Origin of the sequence: Pandoraea morbifera, assembly GCF_902459575.1 — a bacterium.
Classification (GTDB): domain Bacteria; phylum Pseudomonadota; class Gammaproteobacteria; order Burkholderiales; family Burkholderiaceae; genus Pandoraea; species Pandoraea morbifera.
Genome location: NZ_CABPSD010000002.1, coordinates 69,949 through 86,227, shown reverse-complemented (window position 1 = coordinate 86,227; position 16,279 = coordinate 69,949). Strand labels below are relative to the sequence as shown.

13 protein-coding genes, 1 tRNA gene and 1 pseudogene are annotated in these 16,279 nt (G+C 63.0%); 8 read left to right on the top strand and 7 right to left on the bottom strand.

The annotated features are described in order from the left end of the window. Positions 1–29 precede the first annotated feature (29 nt). The 6 genes from PMO31116_RS03805 to PMO31116_RS03780 all read right to left on the bottom strand — a co-directional run bounded on the left by PMO31116_RS03805 (position 30) and on the right by PMO31116_RS03780 (position 5,327). Positions 30–290 (bottom strand): (2Fe-2S)-binding protein, encoded by a 261-nt coding sequence (locus PMO31116_RS03805; RefSeq protein WP_150565571.1) that lies wholly within the window; start codon positions 288–290, stop codon positions 30–32. Positions 291–414: 124 nt separating this feature from the next. Further along, on the bottom strand, positions 415–1,332 hold the full coding sequence (gene murI / locus PMO31116_RS03800) for a glutamate racemase (RefSeq protein ID WP_150565570.1): 918 nt from the start codon (positions 1,330–1,332) through the stop codon (positions 415–417). A 114-nt stretch (positions 1,333–1,446) separates the two neighbouring features. Continuing rightward, positions 1,447–1,926 carry a bacterioferritin gene (gene bfr, locus PMO31116_RS03795; protein ID WP_023597424.1) on the bottom strand — a complete coding sequence of 160 codons (480 nt, stop codon included), beginning with the start codon at positions 1,924–1,926 and terminating at the stop codon, positions 1,447–1,449. Between the two features lie 183 nt (positions 1,927–2,109). After that, positions 2,110–3,633, bottom strand: coding sequence for a fumarate hydratase (locus PMO31116_RS03790; RefSeq protein WP_023597423.1), 1,524 nt, complete (start codon positions 3,631–3,633; stop codon positions 2,110–2,112). A 15-nt stretch (positions 3,634–3,648) separates the two neighbouring features. Then, positions 3,649–4,221 carry a TIGR00645 family protein gene (locus PMO31116_RS03785; RefSeq protein WP_150565569.1) on the bottom strand — a complete coding sequence of 191 codons (573 nt, stop codon included), beginning with the start codon at positions 4,219–4,221 and terminating at the stop codon, positions 3,649–3,651. Positions 4,222–4,400: 179 nt separating this feature from the next. Next, positions 4,401–5,327, bottom strand: a complete 927-nt coding sequence (locus PMO31116_RS03780; protein ID WP_281350105.1) for a DMT family transporter — start codon at positions 5,325–5,327, stop codon at positions 4,401–4,403. Positions 5,328–5,629: 302 nt separating this feature from the next. On the opposite strand from PMO31116_RS03780, the gene acs reads away from it, so the two are divergent. From acs to PMO31116_RS03760, 4 genes are all read left to right on the top strand, one after another. Then, entirely contained in the window at positions 5,630–7,612 is a 1,983-nt protein-coding gene (gene acs, locus PMO31116_RS03775; RefSeq protein ID WP_150565568.1) for an acetate--CoA ligase, read from the top strand. A gap of 21 nt (positions 7,613–7,633) precedes the next feature. Then, entirely contained in the window at positions 7,634–8,119 is a 486-nt protein-coding gene (locus PMO31116_RS03770; RefSeq protein WP_150565567.1) for a DUF4212 domain-containing protein, read from the top strand. Next, the gene (locus PMO31116_RS03765; RefSeq protein WP_023597419.1) at positions 8,116–10,134 is read left to right on the top strand and encodes a sodium:solute symporter family protein; all 2,019 of its coding nucleotides are present in this window, start codon (positions 8,116–8,118) and stop codon (positions 10,132–10,134) included. The genes PMO31116_RS03770 and PMO31116_RS03765 overlap by 4 nt, the downstream gene beginning before the upstream one ends. Before the next feature lie 87 nt (positions 10,135–10,221). Continuing rightward, positions 10,222–10,312: transfer RNA gene (locus PMO31116_RS03760), tRNA-Ser, on the top strand. 274 nt (positions 10,313–10,586) lie between these two features. Here the strand turns inward: PMO31116_RS03760 and PMO31116_RS03750 are convergent. Then, positions 10,587–10,793 (bottom strand): annotated as a pseudogene (locus PMO31116_RS03750) (integrase core domain-containing protein); the annotation flags it as partial. A 134-nt stretch (positions 10,794–10,927) separates the two neighbouring features. Here PMO31116_RS03750 and PMO31116_RS03745 point away from each other — a divergent pair. The 4 genes from PMO31116_RS03745 to PMO31116_RS03730 all read left to right on the top strand — a co-directional run bounded on the left by PMO31116_RS03745 (position 10,928) and on the right by PMO31116_RS03730 (position 16,217). Further along, positions 10,928–11,935 carry a LysR family transcriptional regulator gene (locus PMO31116_RS03745; protein ID WP_150565565.1) on the top strand — a complete coding sequence of 336 codons (1,008 nt, stop codon included), beginning with the start codon at positions 10,928–10,930 and terminating at the stop codon, positions 11,933–11,935. Positions 11,936–12,081: 146 nt separating this feature from the next. Then, positions 12,082–13,692, top strand: coding sequence for an L-glutamate gamma-semialdehyde dehydrogenase (gene pruA, locus PMO31116_RS03740; protein ID WP_150565564.1), 1,611 nt, complete (start codon positions 12,082–12,084; stop codon positions 13,690–13,692). Positions 13,693–14,162: 470 nt separating this feature from the next. Further along, positions 14,163–15,074, top strand: a complete 912-nt coding sequence (gene dapA, locus PMO31116_RS03735) for a 4-hydroxy-tetrahydrodipicolinate synthase (RefSeq protein WP_150565563.1) — start codon at positions 14,163–14,165, stop codon at positions 15,072–15,074. 72 nt (positions 15,075–15,146) lie between these two features. Beyond that, positions 15,147–16,217, top strand: a complete 1,071-nt coding sequence (locus PMO31116_RS03730; RefSeq protein WP_150565562.1) for an ABC transporter substrate-binding protein — start codon at positions 15,147–15,149, stop codon at positions 16,215–16,217. Positions 16,218–16,279 lie beyond the last annotated feature (62 nt).

Sequence of the window (16,279 nt, the reverse complement as noted above, 5' to 3'; positions counted from 1 at the left end):
AAAAGATTACGTCGGGGCTTGCCGCAGACTCAAGCCGCCAGCGCGAGGTCGCGTCGGGCGAACACGACCTCGGTCGTCGCGTCGGTCTGCGCCGATTGGCAGCAGCCACCGCACGACCGGCCGCAGCACGGCGTGACACCCGACACCATCTCCTGAACGTACGGGCCGCACTTGCCGCAGCACAGCGCAACGCCCAGGTCGATCTGAAGATCTTCCAGGGTGGTGGCTCCGGCATCGAGGCATGCCTTGATCTGGCGCTCGGAAACGGACTTGCAGACGCAGACGATCATGATGAAAACGTCAAAATGTAACACTAATGAGAATAATTATTATTTAAGTTGCCGAGATTTGCAAGCGCCATCCACCTATTCCATGCCGCGTTCAGGGATATCCGGGGGATACCGGGAAACGGTGTCAGGCTGACGCGATAGGAAGGTTGGGGGGCAAGTCCGGGCGGGGCAGGTCGTTCGTGGCGCCTTCGGTGTCCTTGTCGACCTTGCCTGCCGTGCCGGCGTCGTGGATCTGGACCGTTTGGACGTCGGGGGCTTGCGGCAGCAGGCGGTCGGCCATCGTCTGCAAGGCTTGTGCGCTTGCGGTGGTGAAGAGTTGGAGCGCGCCGGCGGGGCGCGCCGACGACTCGCATGGCAGCGGTGCGCTCAGGCCGGCTGTCTCGAGGCGGCGCTGCAACTGACGCGCGATGGCGGCGCCGGTGTCGATGAGCGTCAGGGCGTTGCCGAAGCGCCGCTCGATGGCCGGAATGAGGAACGGGTAATGGGTGCAACCGAGCACCAGCGTGTCGACGCCTTGCGCGAGCATCGGCTCGATAAAACGTTCGAGCAGTGCCACGACATCGGCCGAATCCACGTCGCCGGCTTCGATGCGCTCGACCAGTCCATGCCCGGGTTGGCAGAGGAAGCGCTGGCCTTGCGCCGTATGCCGCGCAAGCAGGTCCGCGAATCGCGCGCTGCGCAGCGTTGCGGCCGTGGCCAGCACGCCGATCACGCCCGTCTTCGATGCTGCGGCCGCCGGCTTGATGCCGGGCTCGACCCCGACGACCGGCCAGGTGGTGTCGGCGCGCAGGGCCGCCACGCCGTGCGCCGTGGCGGTGTTGCATGCCACGACGAGCGCCTTCGCGCCATGCGCGCGTAGCCATCGACCGATGGCGAGGCTGCGCTGTTCGATGAAGGTGTCGGGGCGCTCCCCATAGGGCGCGTAGCGAGAGTCGGCGACGTAGAGCAGCGACTCATGGGGCAGCAGTGCGCGTACGGCCTGAAGGACAGACAGGCCGCCGAGGCCGGAATCGAAGACGCCAATCGGCGCGTTGGAGGACATGGTGAACAAAAAAGGGCCGGCAAGTGGCCGGCCCCGAAATTCTATCGCAAAGCCGGCCAACCGTAATCGGCGCGGCGGTGCGTCTTGTTGTCCAGGTTTTGTGGGGTGACGGGCTTATTCTTCGAACGACGCCATGCCCGACTGCTGGTAGTTCTGGAGACCGACCTTGTCGATCAGTTCGATCTGCGTCTCGAGCCAATCGATGTGCTCTTCGGTGTCGTGCAGAATTTCGTTGAAGAGTTCGCGCGACACGAAATCCTTCACCTTTTCGCAGTGCTCGATACCGTCCTTGCAGGTCTTCTGCGAGATGTATTCGAGCTTCAGGTCGCACTTCAGGATTTCGTCGGTCGTCTCGCCGATGAGCAGCTTGTGCAGGTCCTGAAGGTTCGGCAGGCCGTCGAGCATGAAGATACGTTCGATCAGCTTGTCGGCGTGCTTCATCTCGCCGATGGACTCGTCGTACTCGTGCTTGCCGAGTTTCTCGAGACCCCAGTGCTTGTACATGCGGGCGTGCAGAAAGTACTGGTTGATCGCCGTCAGCTCGTTGGTGAGCTGTGCGTTGAGGAGTTCGAGGACTTTCTTGTCGCCTTTCATTTCGGATCCCTTGTTATGCAGTTTGCAAGCCGTTGAAGAGTAGCCGGAAACGGCCGGAAAGCCAAGCTATGCAAGGCTTTTCGTGAACCGAGGTGCGAATGGTAATGCGAGCCATTCTCGCGCGGCGACGGATGAAAAAAGCCCGGCCGGAGCCGGGCTTGCCGAGGGCAGGGCGCGACGCGATTACTCCGCGGCGACCGGAATCTTGCCGATCTTCGCCTGCCATTCCTTCGGGCCGGTGTTGTGCACCGACACGCCGGTCGCATCCACGGCCACCGTCACGGGCATGTCCTTGACGTCGAACTCGTAGATGGCTTCCATGCCGAGGTCTTCGAAGGCCAGCACGCGCGCTGCGCGAATCGCCTTGGACACGAGGTAGGCGGCGCCGCCCACGGCCATCAGGTAAGCCGCCTTGTGCTTCTTGATGGCTTCGATGGCGGCCGGGCCGCGCTCCGACTTGCCGATCATGACTGCCAGACCCGTCTTCGACAGCATCATGTCGGTGAACTTGTCCATGCGGGTCGAGGTGGTCGGGCCTGCCGGGCCGACGACTTCGTCGCGCACCGGATCGACCGGGCCGACGTAATAGATCGCGCGGCCCTTGAAGTCGACCGGCAGCGGCTCGCCCTTGGCGATCATGTCGGCAATGCGCTTGTGCGCGGCGTCGCGGCCGGTAAGCATCTTGCCCGAGAGCAGCAGCGTCTGGCCCGGCGTCCAGCTGGCGACTTCTTCCGGCGTGAGCGTGTCGAGATCGACGCGCTTGCTCGTTTCGGTGTTCGGCGCCCAGTGCACGTTCGGCCAGGCGTCGAGCGACGGGGCGGCGAGGAACGACGGGCCCGAGCCGTCCAGCGTGAAGTGTGCGTGACGCGTGGCCGCGCAGTTCGGGATCATGGCGACCGGCTTCGACGCGGCGTGCGTCGGGTAGTCGAGAATCTTCACGTCGAGCACGGTGGCCAGACCACCCAGACCCTGCGCGCCGATACCGAGGGCGTTGACCTTCTCGAACAGCTCGATACGCAGTTCTTCGTTCCAGTTCTGCGGACCGCGCTTGATCACGTCGTGGATGTCGATCGGGTCCATGAGCGATTCCTTGGCGAGCACCATCGCCTTTTCCGCCGTGCCGCCGATACCGATGCCGAGCATGCCGGGCGGGCACCAGCCGGCGCCCATCGTCGGCACGGTCTTCACGACCCAGTCGACGATCGAGTCGGAAGGGTTGAGCATCACGAACTTCGACTTGTTCTCCGAGCCGCCGCCCTTGGCCGCGACCGTGATGTCGACCTTGTCGCCTTCCACGATTTCGTAATGAATGACGGCCGGGGTGTTGTCCTTGGTGTTCTTGCGTCCGGCTTCGGGCGGCGCCACGATCGAGGCGCGCAGCACGTTGTCGGGGTGCATGTAGGCCTGGCGCACGCCTTCGTTGATCATGTCGGTGAGGCTGCGCTTGGCGTCCCAGCGCACATTCATGCCGACCTTCACGAAGACGGTCACGATGCCGGTGTCCTGGCACAGCGGACGGCGGCCTTCGGCGCACATGCGGCTGTTGGTCAGGATCTGCGCGATGGCGTCCTTGGCGGCGGGGCTTTGCTCGGCCTCGTAGGCACGGCCCAGCGCCTGGATGTAATCGTCCGGATGGTAGTAGCTGATGTACTGCAGGGCACCGGCGACGCTCTGGATGACGTCGTCTTCTTTAATGACGGTAGACATGAAACGACTCTCGACTTAGTGGGAACTGGTAGAGGTAATGGCTTGGGGGGAGGCGTAGGCCGGGGCGTGGCTCTCGTTCGTCATCTTGTTGACGACGGCCATGACCACGGCGGAAAGCAGGAATGCGCAGTGAATGATCACCTGCCACATGATCGTGTGCGGCGTTTGCTGCGAGGCGTCGATGAACGTCTTGAGCAGGTGAATCGACGAGATGCTGATGAGTGCCATCGACAACTTCACCTTGAGTACGCCGGCGTTCACGTGATCGAGCCATTCCGGCTCGTCCGGATGGCCCTCGACGCCCAGGCGCGAGACAAACGTCTCGTAGCCGCCGATGATCACCATGATCAGCAGGTTCGAGATCATCACCACGTCGATCAGACCGAGCACGACGAGCATGATCTGCGTTTCGTCGAAGGTCGCGGCGTGAGAGATGAGATGCCAGAGTTCGGCGAGGAATTTGTAGACGTAGACGCCTTGCGCGGCGATCAGCCCCAGATACAGCGGCAGTTGCAGCCAGCGGCTGAAGAAGATGATGCGGGGCAGGGGGCGCATCGGCGCGTCGGACGGGCGGCCGGGAGTCGACATGGCTTTTTTGAGTGGGGGCATTCGCCAGCGCGGACGGCCGCAGGCGAGGGTTATCAAATACGCAAATCAAATAGACGCGACGCGCGATACGGTGCCTGACGGCATGTCACGGATTTCGCGTCGCGAAATTCGGCATGGCGGGCATTTTACAACGTCTTGCCCGCCGCGCCGTGGCGGATTCAATCGCGGGCCGGCAATAGCGTCTTGCGCGCGCCGGGGGAAGGGAGCGCGGCGAGCACGATTCCCGCGACGGTGAGCGCCAGCGCGGCGCCCTGGGCGACGGAGAGGCGCTCGTCGAGGAAAATCACGCCGTACGCGGTGGCCGAGACGGGCACCATCGCCGTGAAGACCCCCGCAAGCTGAGCGCTGACGTGTCGAATGCCGCGCATCCACAGGAAAAACGAGAAAACGCTCGCCGCCAGGCCGTACCAGACGATGAGGGCCCAGTGGCCGGGCGTGAGCGCCGCGTAGTCCACGGCCATCAGGCCTGCCGCGCCCAGGGGCAGCATCAGCGCGCCGCCAATCAGGTGCGTATAGGCGCAGATGTCGATGGCGGGCAGTTCGGCGGCGAGTCGTTTCGAGACGATGACGTAGATGCCCTCGCAAACCACCGCGCCGAGCACGAGCGCGTTGCCCAGCCAGGCGTTCGGGGCGCCACCCGAGCCGCTGGCGCCGTGGGCGTCGCCGCGCGAGACATTGAGCAGCGCCACGCCGGCAATCGCCAGTCCGATGCTCACGAGCGTGCGGCGCGACGGGTGCTCGCGCAGCACCGCCCAGGAGAGCAGTGCGACGCAGGCGGGCAGCGTGGCGGTGATCACGCCCGCGGCGGTGGCCGTGGTCAGGCGCACGCCGTGGAGCATGAGCAGCGTAAACAGGAACGTGCCGAAAAACGTTTGCACGAAGAGGTGCTTCCACTGGTTTCGCGTCACGCGTCGCATGACGGAAGGCCGGTAACGGGGCGACAGGGCGGCAATGGCGATCAGGAAGCGCCACAGCGCGAAGGCCGCGACGGGCATTACGGCCACCATCGTCTTGCCGATGCCCACGTTGGTGCCCACGAACGTCATGGCCAGCGCAAGCGCGAAGCTCGGAAACCGGGCGAACAGCCGGTCGGCGGTCGGCGTCCCGGGCTGGGTATGAGGGGGCGTCGGAGGCTGAGATGTCGAATTCACGGGCGCTCCGGGCGAGTCCGGGGTGGCGGGATAGGGTTGATACGGGTAGGATTGTAGCGAATACGCCACAGTCTGCGGCACAGCGTCGACGCGTTCGCGCGAGTCCCGCGCGCAGGAGGCGCGAAGCGTGTGCACCAGTGTAAGGCGTTAGTAAGTCGCTCGTCTTAATGTGACGTTAGCGATTTGTTTTGGCTTGATTGCAATCGTATTTGCATATCCATAAGAGGGGACAACTCATGGCAGCAATCGAATCGGTTTTGCAGGAGCAGCGCGTTTTCGCGCCGCCGCAGGCGCTGGTCGCCAAAGCGAACATCTCCGGCATGCCCGCCTATGAGGCGCTTTGCGCCGAGGCCGAGAAGGATTACGAGGGGTTCTGGGCGCGTCAGGCGCGCGAGAACCTGGCCTGGCACAAGCCGTTCACCAAAGTCCTCGACGAGACCAACGCCCCGTTCTACACGTGGTTCGAAGACGGTCAGATCAACGCTTCCTACAACTGCCTGGACCGCCAGATCGAGGCGGGCCTGGGCGACAAGAACGCCATCCTGTTCGAATCCGACGATGGCACCGTGACGCCGGTGACCTATCGGGACTTGCTTGCACGCGTGAGTCGTTTCGCCAATGCGCTCAAGGCCAAGGGCGTGAAGAAGGGCGACCGCGTGGTCATTTACATGCCGATGTCGATCGAAGGCGTGGTGGCCATGCAGGCATGTGCCCGCATTGGCGCGACGCATTCGGTGGTGTTTGGCGGTTTCTCGGCGAAGTCGCTCAACGAGCGTGTGATCGATGCCGGCGCGGTGGCCATCGTCACGGCCGATGAGCAGATGCGCGGCGGCAAGGCGCTGCCCTTGAAGGCCATCGTCGACGAAGCGCTTGCCATGGGCGGTTGCGACCATGTGAAGTCGGTGATCGTCTACCGTCGCACTGGCGGCAATGTGGCCATGCAGGCTGGTCGCGACGAAGTCATGCAGGACCTCGTTGCGGGCCAGTCGGATCAGTGCGCGCCGGAGTGGGTCGGCGCGGAGCATCCGCTGTTCATCCTTTACACGTCGGGGTCGACGGGCAAGCCCAAGGGCGTGCAGCACAGCACTGGCGGCTATTTGCTGTGGGCGTCGCTCACCATGCAGTGGACCTTCGACATCAAGCCTGACGATGTTTTCTGGTGCACGGCCGACATCGGCTGGATTACCGGGCATACGTACATTGCTTACGGCCCGCTCGCCGTGGGCGCGACGCAGGTCGTGTTCGAGGGTGTGCCGACGTATCCGAACGCGGGCCGTTTCTGGGACATGATCGGCCGTCACAAGGTCAGTGTTTTCTACACGGCGCCGACTGCGATCCGATCGCTGATCAAGGCGGCCGAGCAGACGCCGGACGTGCATCCGAAGCAGTACGACCTGTCGTCGTTGCGCATTCTCGGTTCGGTCGGCGAGCCGATCAATCCGGAAGCGTGGATGTGGTACTACGAAAACGTTGGCGGCGGGCGTTGTCCGATCGTCGACACGTGGTGGCAGACGGAGACGGGCGGACATGTGATCACGCCGCTGCCGGGCGCGACGCCGCTGGTGCCGGGTTCGTGCACGCTGGGGTTGCCGGGCGTTGCCGTGGCTATCGTCGACGAGACGGGGCAGGACGTGCCGAACGGTCAGGGCGGCATGCTGGTGATCAAGCGTCCTTGGCCGTCGATGATCCGTACCATCTGGGGCGATCCGGAGCGTTACAAGTCGAGCTATTTTCCGTCGGAGCTGGGTGGGCGAATCTATCTGGCCGGCGACGGATCGATTCGCGACGCCAAGACGGGTTACTTCACGATCATGGGGCGAATCGACGACGTGCTGAACGTTTCCGGTCACCGCATGGGCACGATGGAGATCGAGTCGGCGCTGGTGGCGAATCCGATCGTGGCGGAAGCTGCGGTGGTAGGGCGTCCGGACGACACTACGGGCGAGGCGATCGTGGCGTTCGTGGTGCTCAAGCGTTCGCGTCCGACGGGTGACGAAGCCAAGCAGATCGCACTCGAGCTGCGCAACTGGGTCGGCAAGGAAATCGGGCCGATCGCCAAGCCGAAGGACATCCGCTTCGGGGACAATCTGCCGAAGACCCGCTCCGGCAAGATCATGCGTCGCTTGTTGCGAGTGATTGCCAAGGGCGAGGAGATCACGCAGGACACGTCCACGCTCGAGAATCCGGCCATTCTGGAGCAGCTCAAGCAGGCGCAGTAAGCGCGGGGTTCCTGGCCGGCCATGGCTAAGCGTTCACAGACGGGGGCGGCGGGCACATCTGCCGCACCCGCGACCTTCGGCGTTGGTGGCGTGCGTTCGGACATGCGCTCCGGCGTCACGCCGTCCGACGTCGACTGGCATGGTGAGGCGGCGGGCATCGCGGCACGTCACTGGCGCCGGACGCTACGGCTCGTGGCGGTGCTGATGGCCATCGGATTCGTGGTGACTTTTGTACCGCAGTTCTGGGCGCGGGAATGGGCCGCGATGCGATTCGCGGGCTGGCCGCTGCCGTTCTACATGGGGGCGCAGGGGGCGATCCTGATCGACATTGCGCTGATCATGATCTACGTCGCGATGCAACGTCGCAACGATATCCAGTATCGTCGAGCGCTCTCCGCGTTGCGCGATGCGCATCGGAACAGTCTTGGAATGCGCGATGCCGGCGCCGAATTCGGCCCAATCCCTGAATCCCACTCTCGCGCCACGTCGGCGCGCGCTCCCCGATGAGTTTCACGCGCAGGCTGCTGCGTTACTACCTGTATTACACGGCGGGGTTTCTCGCGTTCGTGCTGATGATCGGATTGCTTGAGCGTGTGAACGGTCCGGGCGTCTGGATCGGGTATGCGTTCCTGTTCGTGACGATTGCCGTGTATGCGGTGATCGGGCTGATATCCCGCACGTCCGACGCTGCCGAGTACTACGTGGCGGGGCGTCGTGTGCCGCCGATGTTCAATGGCATGGCGTGCGCGGCGGACTGGATGAGTGCGGCGTCGTTCATGGGGTTGGCGGGGTCGCTGTACGTTTCCGGTTACGACGGTCTGGCATACGTCATGGGATGGACGGGCGGATATTGTCTGGTGGCGTTTCTGTTGGCGCCGTACTTGCGCAAGATGGGGCGGTACACGGTGCCGGACTTTCTGGGCACGCGTTACGACAGCAATCTGGTGCGTGCGTTGGGGGTGTTTTCGACGATTCTGTGTTCGTTCGTGTATCTGGTGGCGCAGATTCAGGGCGTGGGGATGATCGCGTCGCGTTTCATCGGCGTCGAGTTCACCATCGGGATCTTCTTCGGGCTGGCGGGCATTCTGGTGTGTTCGTTCCTGGGCGGCATGCGTGCGGTGACGTGGACCCAGGTGGCGCAGTACATCATCATGATCACGGCGTTTCTGGTGCCGACGGCGATGATCGGGCATCAGACGGGCAATGGCTGGTTTCCGCAGTTCACCTACGGCAAGGCGCTGGCGAAGGTCGAGGCGCTGGAGCGCGACATTCAGCAGTCGGTTCCCGAGCGTGAGGTGCGGGACTATTACCGCGAGCAGGCCGAGCAGATGCAGCGCCGGCTGGACGGGTTGCCGGACAGTTTTTACAGCGAGCGGGCCGAGCTGGAGCGGCAGTTGTTGGACACGAAGCGTCGCAATGGCCCGTTGCGTGACGTGAAGGTGCTGGAGACGAAGTTGGAGGCGTTTCCGCGCGACGTGGGCGAGGCGCAGAATCGGTGGCTGGAGATGCGCAATCAGTATGCGGAGCGCAGCGAACCGCCGCATGCGATGACGGAGCCGTTCCCGGCGAGGGACGACACCACGCGCAGTTCGCAGCGGTTGAATTTCCTGTTGCTGATGGTGTGTCTGATGATCGGGACGGCGAGTCTGCCGCACATCCTGACGCGATACGGCACGACGGCGACGGTGCAGGGGGCGCGGAGTTCTGTGGGGTGGACGTTGTTCTTCGTGGCGCTACTGTATGTGAGTGCGCCGGCGTTGGCGGTGATGTTGAAGTATGACGTGTTGCTGCATCTGGTCGGTGCCCGATACGAGAACTTGCCGGGGTGGGTGACGCAATGGCGGCACGCGACGCCGGTGCAGTTGGACATCTCCGACGTGTACCGGGACGGGGTGGTGCAGTGGGGCGAGATCTGGATGCAGCCGGACATGCTGGTGCTGGCGGGCCCGGAGATTGCGGGATTGCCGTATGTGATATCCGGACTGGTTGCGGCGGGGGCGTTGGCGGCAGTGTTGTCGACGGCGGACGGGTTGTTGCTGACGATTGCGAATGCGTTGTCGCACGACGTGTACTTTCACATGGTGGATCGGAATGCGTCGAGTCAGAAGCGGGTGACGACGTCGAAGATACTGTTGTTGTGCGTGGCGATGTTTGCGTCGTACGTGACGTCGCTGAAGTTGGGGAACATTTTGTTTCTGGTGGGGGCGGCGTTTTCGCTGGCGGCATCGTGCCTGTTTCCGGCGCTGGTGCTGGGGGTGTTCTGGAAGCGCACGACGCGTCTGGGGGCGACGGCGGGCATGGTGAGCGGGTTGTTGGTGTGCGTGTACTACATCATGACGACGTACCCGTTTTTCACGCGGTTGACGGGATTTGCGGGAGCACGGTGGTGGGGCGTGGACCCGATTTCGGCGGGGGCGTTCGGGGTGCCGGTGGGGTTTGCGGTGGCGATCGCGTTCAGCCTGCTGGGCGGGCGCCCGAGCGAGCGCGACAGACACCTGGTGGACCATCTGCGACGCCCGTGACCGCAGGGGATGCGCCATATTTGATCCCCCGCCCTACGAAAGGGGGTGAGATGTTGCCGCCAACCTGCTATAATGCGCGACCATTCAGGAGAGATGGATGAGTGGTTTAAGTCGCACGCCTGGAAAGCGTGTATAGGTTAATAGCCTATCGGGGGTTCGAATCCCCCTCTCTCCGCCACCAGTATTCATGCGGGTTTCCGGGAAGTTCCGGAAGCCCGTTTGTGTCACAGATCGGGTGTTGTGTCATTCAACCCGATTTCTTGAGCGGATTCACTCGCTCAGCCTTCCGACGATAGATCCGTTGTGTTGTCCTGCTATCCGCACGTGATAGTAGGGCGCGCGCTTGCTCGAGCGACTCGGCGTCGCTTGCAGCTTTGGCGCGAATGTCGTGTTCGCTGAACGGCTCCGTCACCTTTGTTTCGGCCATGACTCGGGCTGACCTGCCCCCGGTTTTAGTCCGAAACGCTTTTAGAGTCCGAGGTTAAAAACTTCTGTTCTTCATGCGCCTGAGCAAACTGCTCGGGCGTCAGGTCGCCGAGAGAGCTGTGAGGCCGCCCCGTGTTGTACTCGATACGCCACGATTCAATCAAGCGCTTGGCATGACGCAGCGAGACGAACCAGTGTTCGTTCAGACATTCGTCACGGGACCGCCCGTCGAAGATTGGGTGCCGAGCGGTACACGAAAGGCGGCCCGATCCCCACACCGTCAGCCATCGCGTCTCTGTTTCCCCCTTTCCGGATTGCGGGAATGGCTGTGCTACAGTCGGCGCTGGTGCATGCAATTTCTACGTCCATGAATGATGTCGTCAACGGACGGTACCCCGACTGGGAGTTGCTCGAAAGTTGGGTTGCCGTTGTCGAAGCCGGGTCGATTTCCGATGCGGCGAAGCGGCTGCGCATTTCGCAGGCCGGCGTTTCGCAGCGCGTGAAGGCGATCGAATCGATGCTCGATACGGTACTGCTCGACCGTTCCACGCGTCCCGCTCGTCCCACCGCCGCAGGACAACGCCTCTTCGAGCATGCGACCGCCATTCTGCAAAATGCGGATCAGATGGTGGAAAGCGTGCGCAATGTTACGCGCGCCAAGCGTGTGGTCGTGCGCCTTGGTGCCGTCGACTCATTCGCTGCCACGTTAGGGCCCATCATCATCAAGGCGCTCAGCGGCACCTCTCAGCAGATTCGCCTCTGGTCCGGCATTACGCCGACGCTGGACGCCTTGCTCGATGCCCGGCAGCTCGATATGGCCGTCACAACGACAGGGGTGAGCAGCACGCCAGGCGTGCGCCGCCAGAAGCTGTTTTCAGAGCCATACTACGTGGTGCTGCCCAAGGGCTTCGTGCTTGATCATTTTGCTTCACTGACCGACTTGAGCCACCATCTGCGTTTCATTCGCTACAGCTCGCGGTCCGTTATCGGGCAGCACGTCGATACCTATCTGATGGCGCACACCGACAACATCGAGCGCACTTGCGAATTCGACGCGACAGACCCGATGCTGAGCCTCGTGGCGGCCGGCCTGGGCTTCGCGATCACCACGCCACTGTGCATTTGGCAGTCGCGCCATTTTGTCCCCGATCTGCGCGTCGTACCGCTCTCGGACTTCTCGCGTCACGGCCGTCCCTACGAGCCACTGTCACGCACGTTTTATCTGAGTTCCCGAGAAAACGAGCTCGGCAACATGCCGAATCAACTGCACGACCTGCTCTGCCGCGCGTACGAGAAACAAGTGGCGAAAGACATCGCGCAGGCGCTCTCCCTCGATCCCGACCACGTGTCCTCGTTCGGTCCCGCGAACGACTGACATAACCGAAACCCTACCTAGAACATAAGCGCGCCTTTAGCAACGCACGGGCCTTTTTACGCGGCTTACGCTTGATGCCATCGCACATCAACCCCTGAACTGCCCGGCGGATCAGGGTTTTCCCGTGGTTGAAATCAGGAGTCAGCGTGAATTCAGGTCCTCAACTTCCGTATCCGAAGAATGAGCCGGAGATGTCGTTCCGGGAAGGCACCGAGGCGGCGAAACAGCTGCAAACGGCACTCGCTCAACGTGACATCGTTGAGATCCCGACCGTGATCGGCGGCAAACGGCTGTTCTCGAAAGACGTGGCCGAAGTGCGCGCACCGCACGATCACCAGCGCGTGATCGCGCGCATCCACCGTCCGACGGAAGCGCAGATTCGCGAGGCGATCCGCGATTCCACCCAGGTGTCGCACGACTGGGCGCGTCTGCCCCTGGCGAGCCGCGCCGCTGTGCTCCATCGGGCCGCCGAAATCATCGCTACGCGTTATCGCGTGAAGATCAACGCCGCCACCATGCTCGGCCAGAGCAAGACGATCGAGGAAGCCGAACCCGACAGCGCCTGCGAACTGATCGACTTCTTTCGCTTCAATGCCTACAACGCGCAGAAGGTACATGCCGAGCAACCGCTGTCCGTCGCGACGGCGGCCAACCGCACTGAATGGCGTCCGCTCGAAGGCTTCGTCTACGCTGTCTCGCCGTTCAACTTCACGGCCATCGGCGGCAACCTGACGACCGCCCCGGCCATCATGGGCAACACCGTCCTGTGGAAGCCTTCCGAGAAGTCGGCGCTTGCCAATTTCATGTGCTTCGAGGCGCTGGAAGAGGCAGGCCTGCCGGCGGGTGTCATCAACTTCGTGCCGGGGGAAGCCGAATTGACGACGCGTGTGGCACTCGCTTCGGCAGCACTCGCCGGTATTCATTTCACCGGATCGTCAGCGGTTTTCAATTCGCTCTGGAAACAGGTGGCCGGCAATGTCGACGCGTACCGCTCGATCCCGCGCCTCGTGGGTGAGACGGGCGGTAAGGACTTCGTGCTGGCGCACCCGTCGGCCAATGCCGATGAGGTCGCCATTGCGCTGATTCGCGGCGCATTCGGTTACGGCGGCCAGAAGTGCAGCGCGGCGTCGCGCGCCTACATTCCCAAGAGCTTGTGGGCTGAAGTCAGCGCCCAGCTCAAGGCGCGCCTGGCCGAACTGCAAGTCGGCGACGTTGCGGACCCGAAGACCTTCCTCGGTGCCGTGATCAGCGAGGCTTCGTACCACAAACTTGGCCGCGCCATCGAAGCGGCCAAGGCCGATGCCGGCGTTTCGCTCATCTACGGCGGCAAGACTTGGAAGGATCCGGGCTACTTCGTGGAGCCTACGGTGTTCCAGGTGACCGATCCGCGCCATTCGCTAATGCAGGAAGAGTTGTTCGGGCCGGTGCTGGGCGTGTTCGTCTACGACGACAACGCATGGACCGAAACCCTGTCGATCATCGATTCGACCAGCCCCTACGCGCTGACCGGCTCGATCTTCTGTACAGACCGTTTCGCCCTGCAACGAGCGGAAGACATGCTGTTGCACGCTGCGGGCAACCTGTACGTGAACGACAAGCCCACGGGCGCCATGCTCGGCCAGCAGCCGTTCGGCGGGACTCGGGCGAGCGGCACCAACGACAAGGCCGGTTCGTTCATGAACCTGCTGCGCTGGACGTCGCCGCGCGTCGTCAAGGAAAACTACCTGCCCGTGCGCCACTGGAAGTTCGGCGAATAAAACCGCATGGGCGATCGACGCCGCAGTGGTGCTCCGGCCGGCGTCGCATGACGTCCGGCCAGTACCCCGGACTTGTCGATGGCCCTGGACGGCGCCCGAAGTTCGACAAACCGACTTCGGGACGCCAGCGTACCGAACCCGTCGCGCGACGCGTCAAGCATGCTGGCGGTCTGGGGGGGAAAGAACGAAAAATATACCGGAGCGTTGAGACCGTCCCCCTCGGGATCTCGGGTTGTCCCCAGTCTGATGTTCATTGATTCACTCGATGCCCTGTCCGAGGCCAGTGATGACGCCGCTGGCCGCGGCACCATCGTTCGTGGCAACTGCTTGAATAAACTGGACTTATGCAGAGCGTCAGATTGGCTGATGTTGTTCCGGCGTGATTTTTGATCTCTTATGTTCAGAGTGCGCGAAGGTGATTTGCCAATGGCCGGATGTCTGGCGGCCGAACCAAGAGGATTTGTTGATCTATGACCACGCAACACAAGTACAGGGGCATCCTGACCGCGATCCCCACGCCGCTCACCAGCGACTACCGTGTCGACGTCGCGCCGATCGCTTCGCACATCAAGCGACTGGCCGATGCGGGCACCGATGGCGTGGTGCCCCTCGGCGGCACGGGCGAATACACGTCGTTGTCCGCTGCCGAGCGCCTGAGCGTGGTGGAAGCGTCGCTCGAAGCCGGCGCTGATCGCCTGCACGTGATCCCGGGCATTCTGTCTCCCGGCATTGGCGATGCGATCGACAATGCGCGCGCCTTCGTCAAAGCCGGTGCCCGTGCGTTGATGGTGGTCACCCCGTATTACTTCCGTCCCACGCAGGACGGCATCGTGGACTACTTCAAGCGTTTCTCTGACGAGGTCGATGCCGACATCATCCTGTACGAGATTCCGTATCGCACGGGCGTGTCGTTGCATTACGAGACCGTCGATCGTCTTGCCGACATGACGCGCGTGGTGGGCATCAAGGCCTGCAATCCGGATCTCGCGCAACAGATGCGCGCCGCAGAACTGGCCAAGTCGAAGATGGCCATCCTCACCGGCGAGGAAGACGTGATGCCGTTGCATGTGGCGATGGGGGCAGTGGGCGCGGTGATCTCCAGTTCCAATATCGTGCCGAAGCAGTGGGCCCGCGTGCTCAAGCTGGCGATGAACGGGCAACTGGCCGAGGCGGTCGAGCTGCATGCCACGCTGCGTCCGCTCATCGACACGATCTTCGCAGAACCGAATCCCGCGCCGCTCAAGGCGGCGATGGATTTCCTCGGCTGGGGTGTCGACGGCCGGGTGCTGGCGCCGATGCTGCCCGCCAGCGCGCCATTGCGCGAGCGAATTGCCACGGTCATTCCGCCGCTGCTCGCCCGCGAAGCGAACTACGCCGACTGACCCGCAGCCGATCCGGCCGAACCCAACCAATCAAGCAGTCCCTCCCCAACGATCTCTGTAGAGGTGGTGAAGATGTCTATCGAATCCAAGACCAATTCTGGCCGTCGCAAGTTTCTGCAAACCACCGGAACGGCCTTGGCCGCCGCTGCCGTCGGGGCGCCAATGGTGATCACGTCGCGCAAGGCCATGGCCGCGAGCAACCTCGTTGTCGTGAGTTGGGGCGGCAACTATCGCACGGCGGTCGAGGAGGCGCTCGCAAAACCCTTCGAGAAGGAGTTCGGTGTCAAGGTCACGCTCATCGACACACCTGACCTGGCGAAGGTCAAGGCCCAGGTGATGACGCGCAATGTCGAGTGGGACGTTTTCGACGCGGTCGGGCCCATGGCCATGACCGGCGCCAAAAACGGCTACTGGGAGGCGCTGGATCCGGCGATGTTCGACAGGAACGATCTGATCGCACCGATGACGAAGGAAGCCGTGCCGTTCTACGGCTTCACTGGCGGAATCTGCTGGGACGAAAAGAAGCATCCGGACGGCCAGCATCCCACGACCTTCGCCGAGTTCTTCGACGTTAAGAAGTTTCCGGGTCCGCGCGCGCTGCGCAACCGTGCGAGCGAGACACTCGAAATCGCACTGCTGGCCGACGGCGTACCGCCCGAGAAGATGTACCCGCTCGACGTGGAGCGCGCGTTCCGGGCGCTGGATCGCATCAAGCCGCACATCGGAAAGTGGATCGACCAGACGCCGCAGACGACCACACTGGTGGAGACGGGGCAGCTCGATTACAGCTATACCTACGCCACGCGGGTAAAGGCGTCGCAGGAATCGGGCAAGCCGCTGGGCTTCTCGTTCAAGCAGAACCTGATCGGTCTGGAATACCTTGTGGTGCTCAAGGGGGCGCCGAACAAACAGAACGCCATGAAATACGTGCAGTTCGCGTTGCGTCCGGACCGTCAGGCGGCGCTCATGAACCTGCATGGCAACACGCCGGCGAGCAAGAAGGCATTAGGCATGATCAAGCCGGAAGCGCGCAAATGGATGTCGGATCCGGCCAACAAGAACAATGTCATCAGCAACGACGCATGGTGGGCCGATCACTACGACGAGCTCACGCTGCGCTTCAAGGAATGGGTGCTGAGCTGATGCGCAGGCGCGGGACGCAGCGCCCGCCGTGCCGCGGCATGCGCGGCCGGCGCTGCGAGAGC

Bases quoted from the DNA above. Each gene is read 5' to 3' on its own strand.
- dapA (WP_150565563.1), top strand. From the start codon at position 14,163: ATGACCACGCAACACAAGTACAGGGGCATCCTGACCGCGATCCCCACG.
- PMO31116_RS03745 (WP_150565565.1), top strand. From the start codon at position 10,928: ATGAATGATGTCGTCAACGGACGGTACCCCGACTGGGAGTTGCTCGAA.
- bfr (WP_023597424.1), bottom strand. From the start codon at position 1,926: ATGAAAGGCGACAAGAAAGTCCTCGAACTCCTCAACGCACAGCTCACC.
- PMO31116_RS03730 (WP_150565562.1), top strand. From the start codon at position 15,147: ATGTCTATCGAATCCAAGACCAATTCTGGCCGTCGCAAGTTTCTGCAA.
- PMO31116_RS03785 (WP_150565569.1), bottom strand. From the start codon at position 4,221: ATGTCGACTCCCGGCCGCCCGTCCGACGCGCCGATGCGCCCCCTGCCC.
- PMO31116_RS03805 (WP_150565571.1), bottom strand. From the start codon at position 290: ATGATCGTCTGCGTCTGCAAGTCCGTTTCCGAGCGCCAGATCAAGGCA.
- PMO31116_RS03770 (WP_150565567.1), top strand. From the start codon at position 7,634: ATGGCTAAGCGTTCACAGACGGGGGCGGCGGGCACATCTGCCGCACCC.
- PMO31116_RS03765 (WP_023597419.1), top strand. From the start codon at position 8,116: ATGAGTTTCACGCGCAGGCTGCTGCGTTACTACCTGTATTACACGGCG.
- PMO31116_RS03790 (WP_023597423.1), bottom strand. From the start codon at position 3,633: ATGTCTACCGTCATTAAAGAAGACGACGTCATCCAGAGCGTCGCCGGT.
- acs (WP_150565568.1), top strand. From the start codon at position 5,630: ATGGCAGCAATCGAATCGGTTTTGCAGGAGCAGCGCGTTTTCGCGCCG.
- murI (WP_150565570.1), bottom strand. From the start codon at position 1,332: ATGTCCTCCAACGCGCCGATTGGCGTCTTCGATTCCGGCCTCGGCGGC.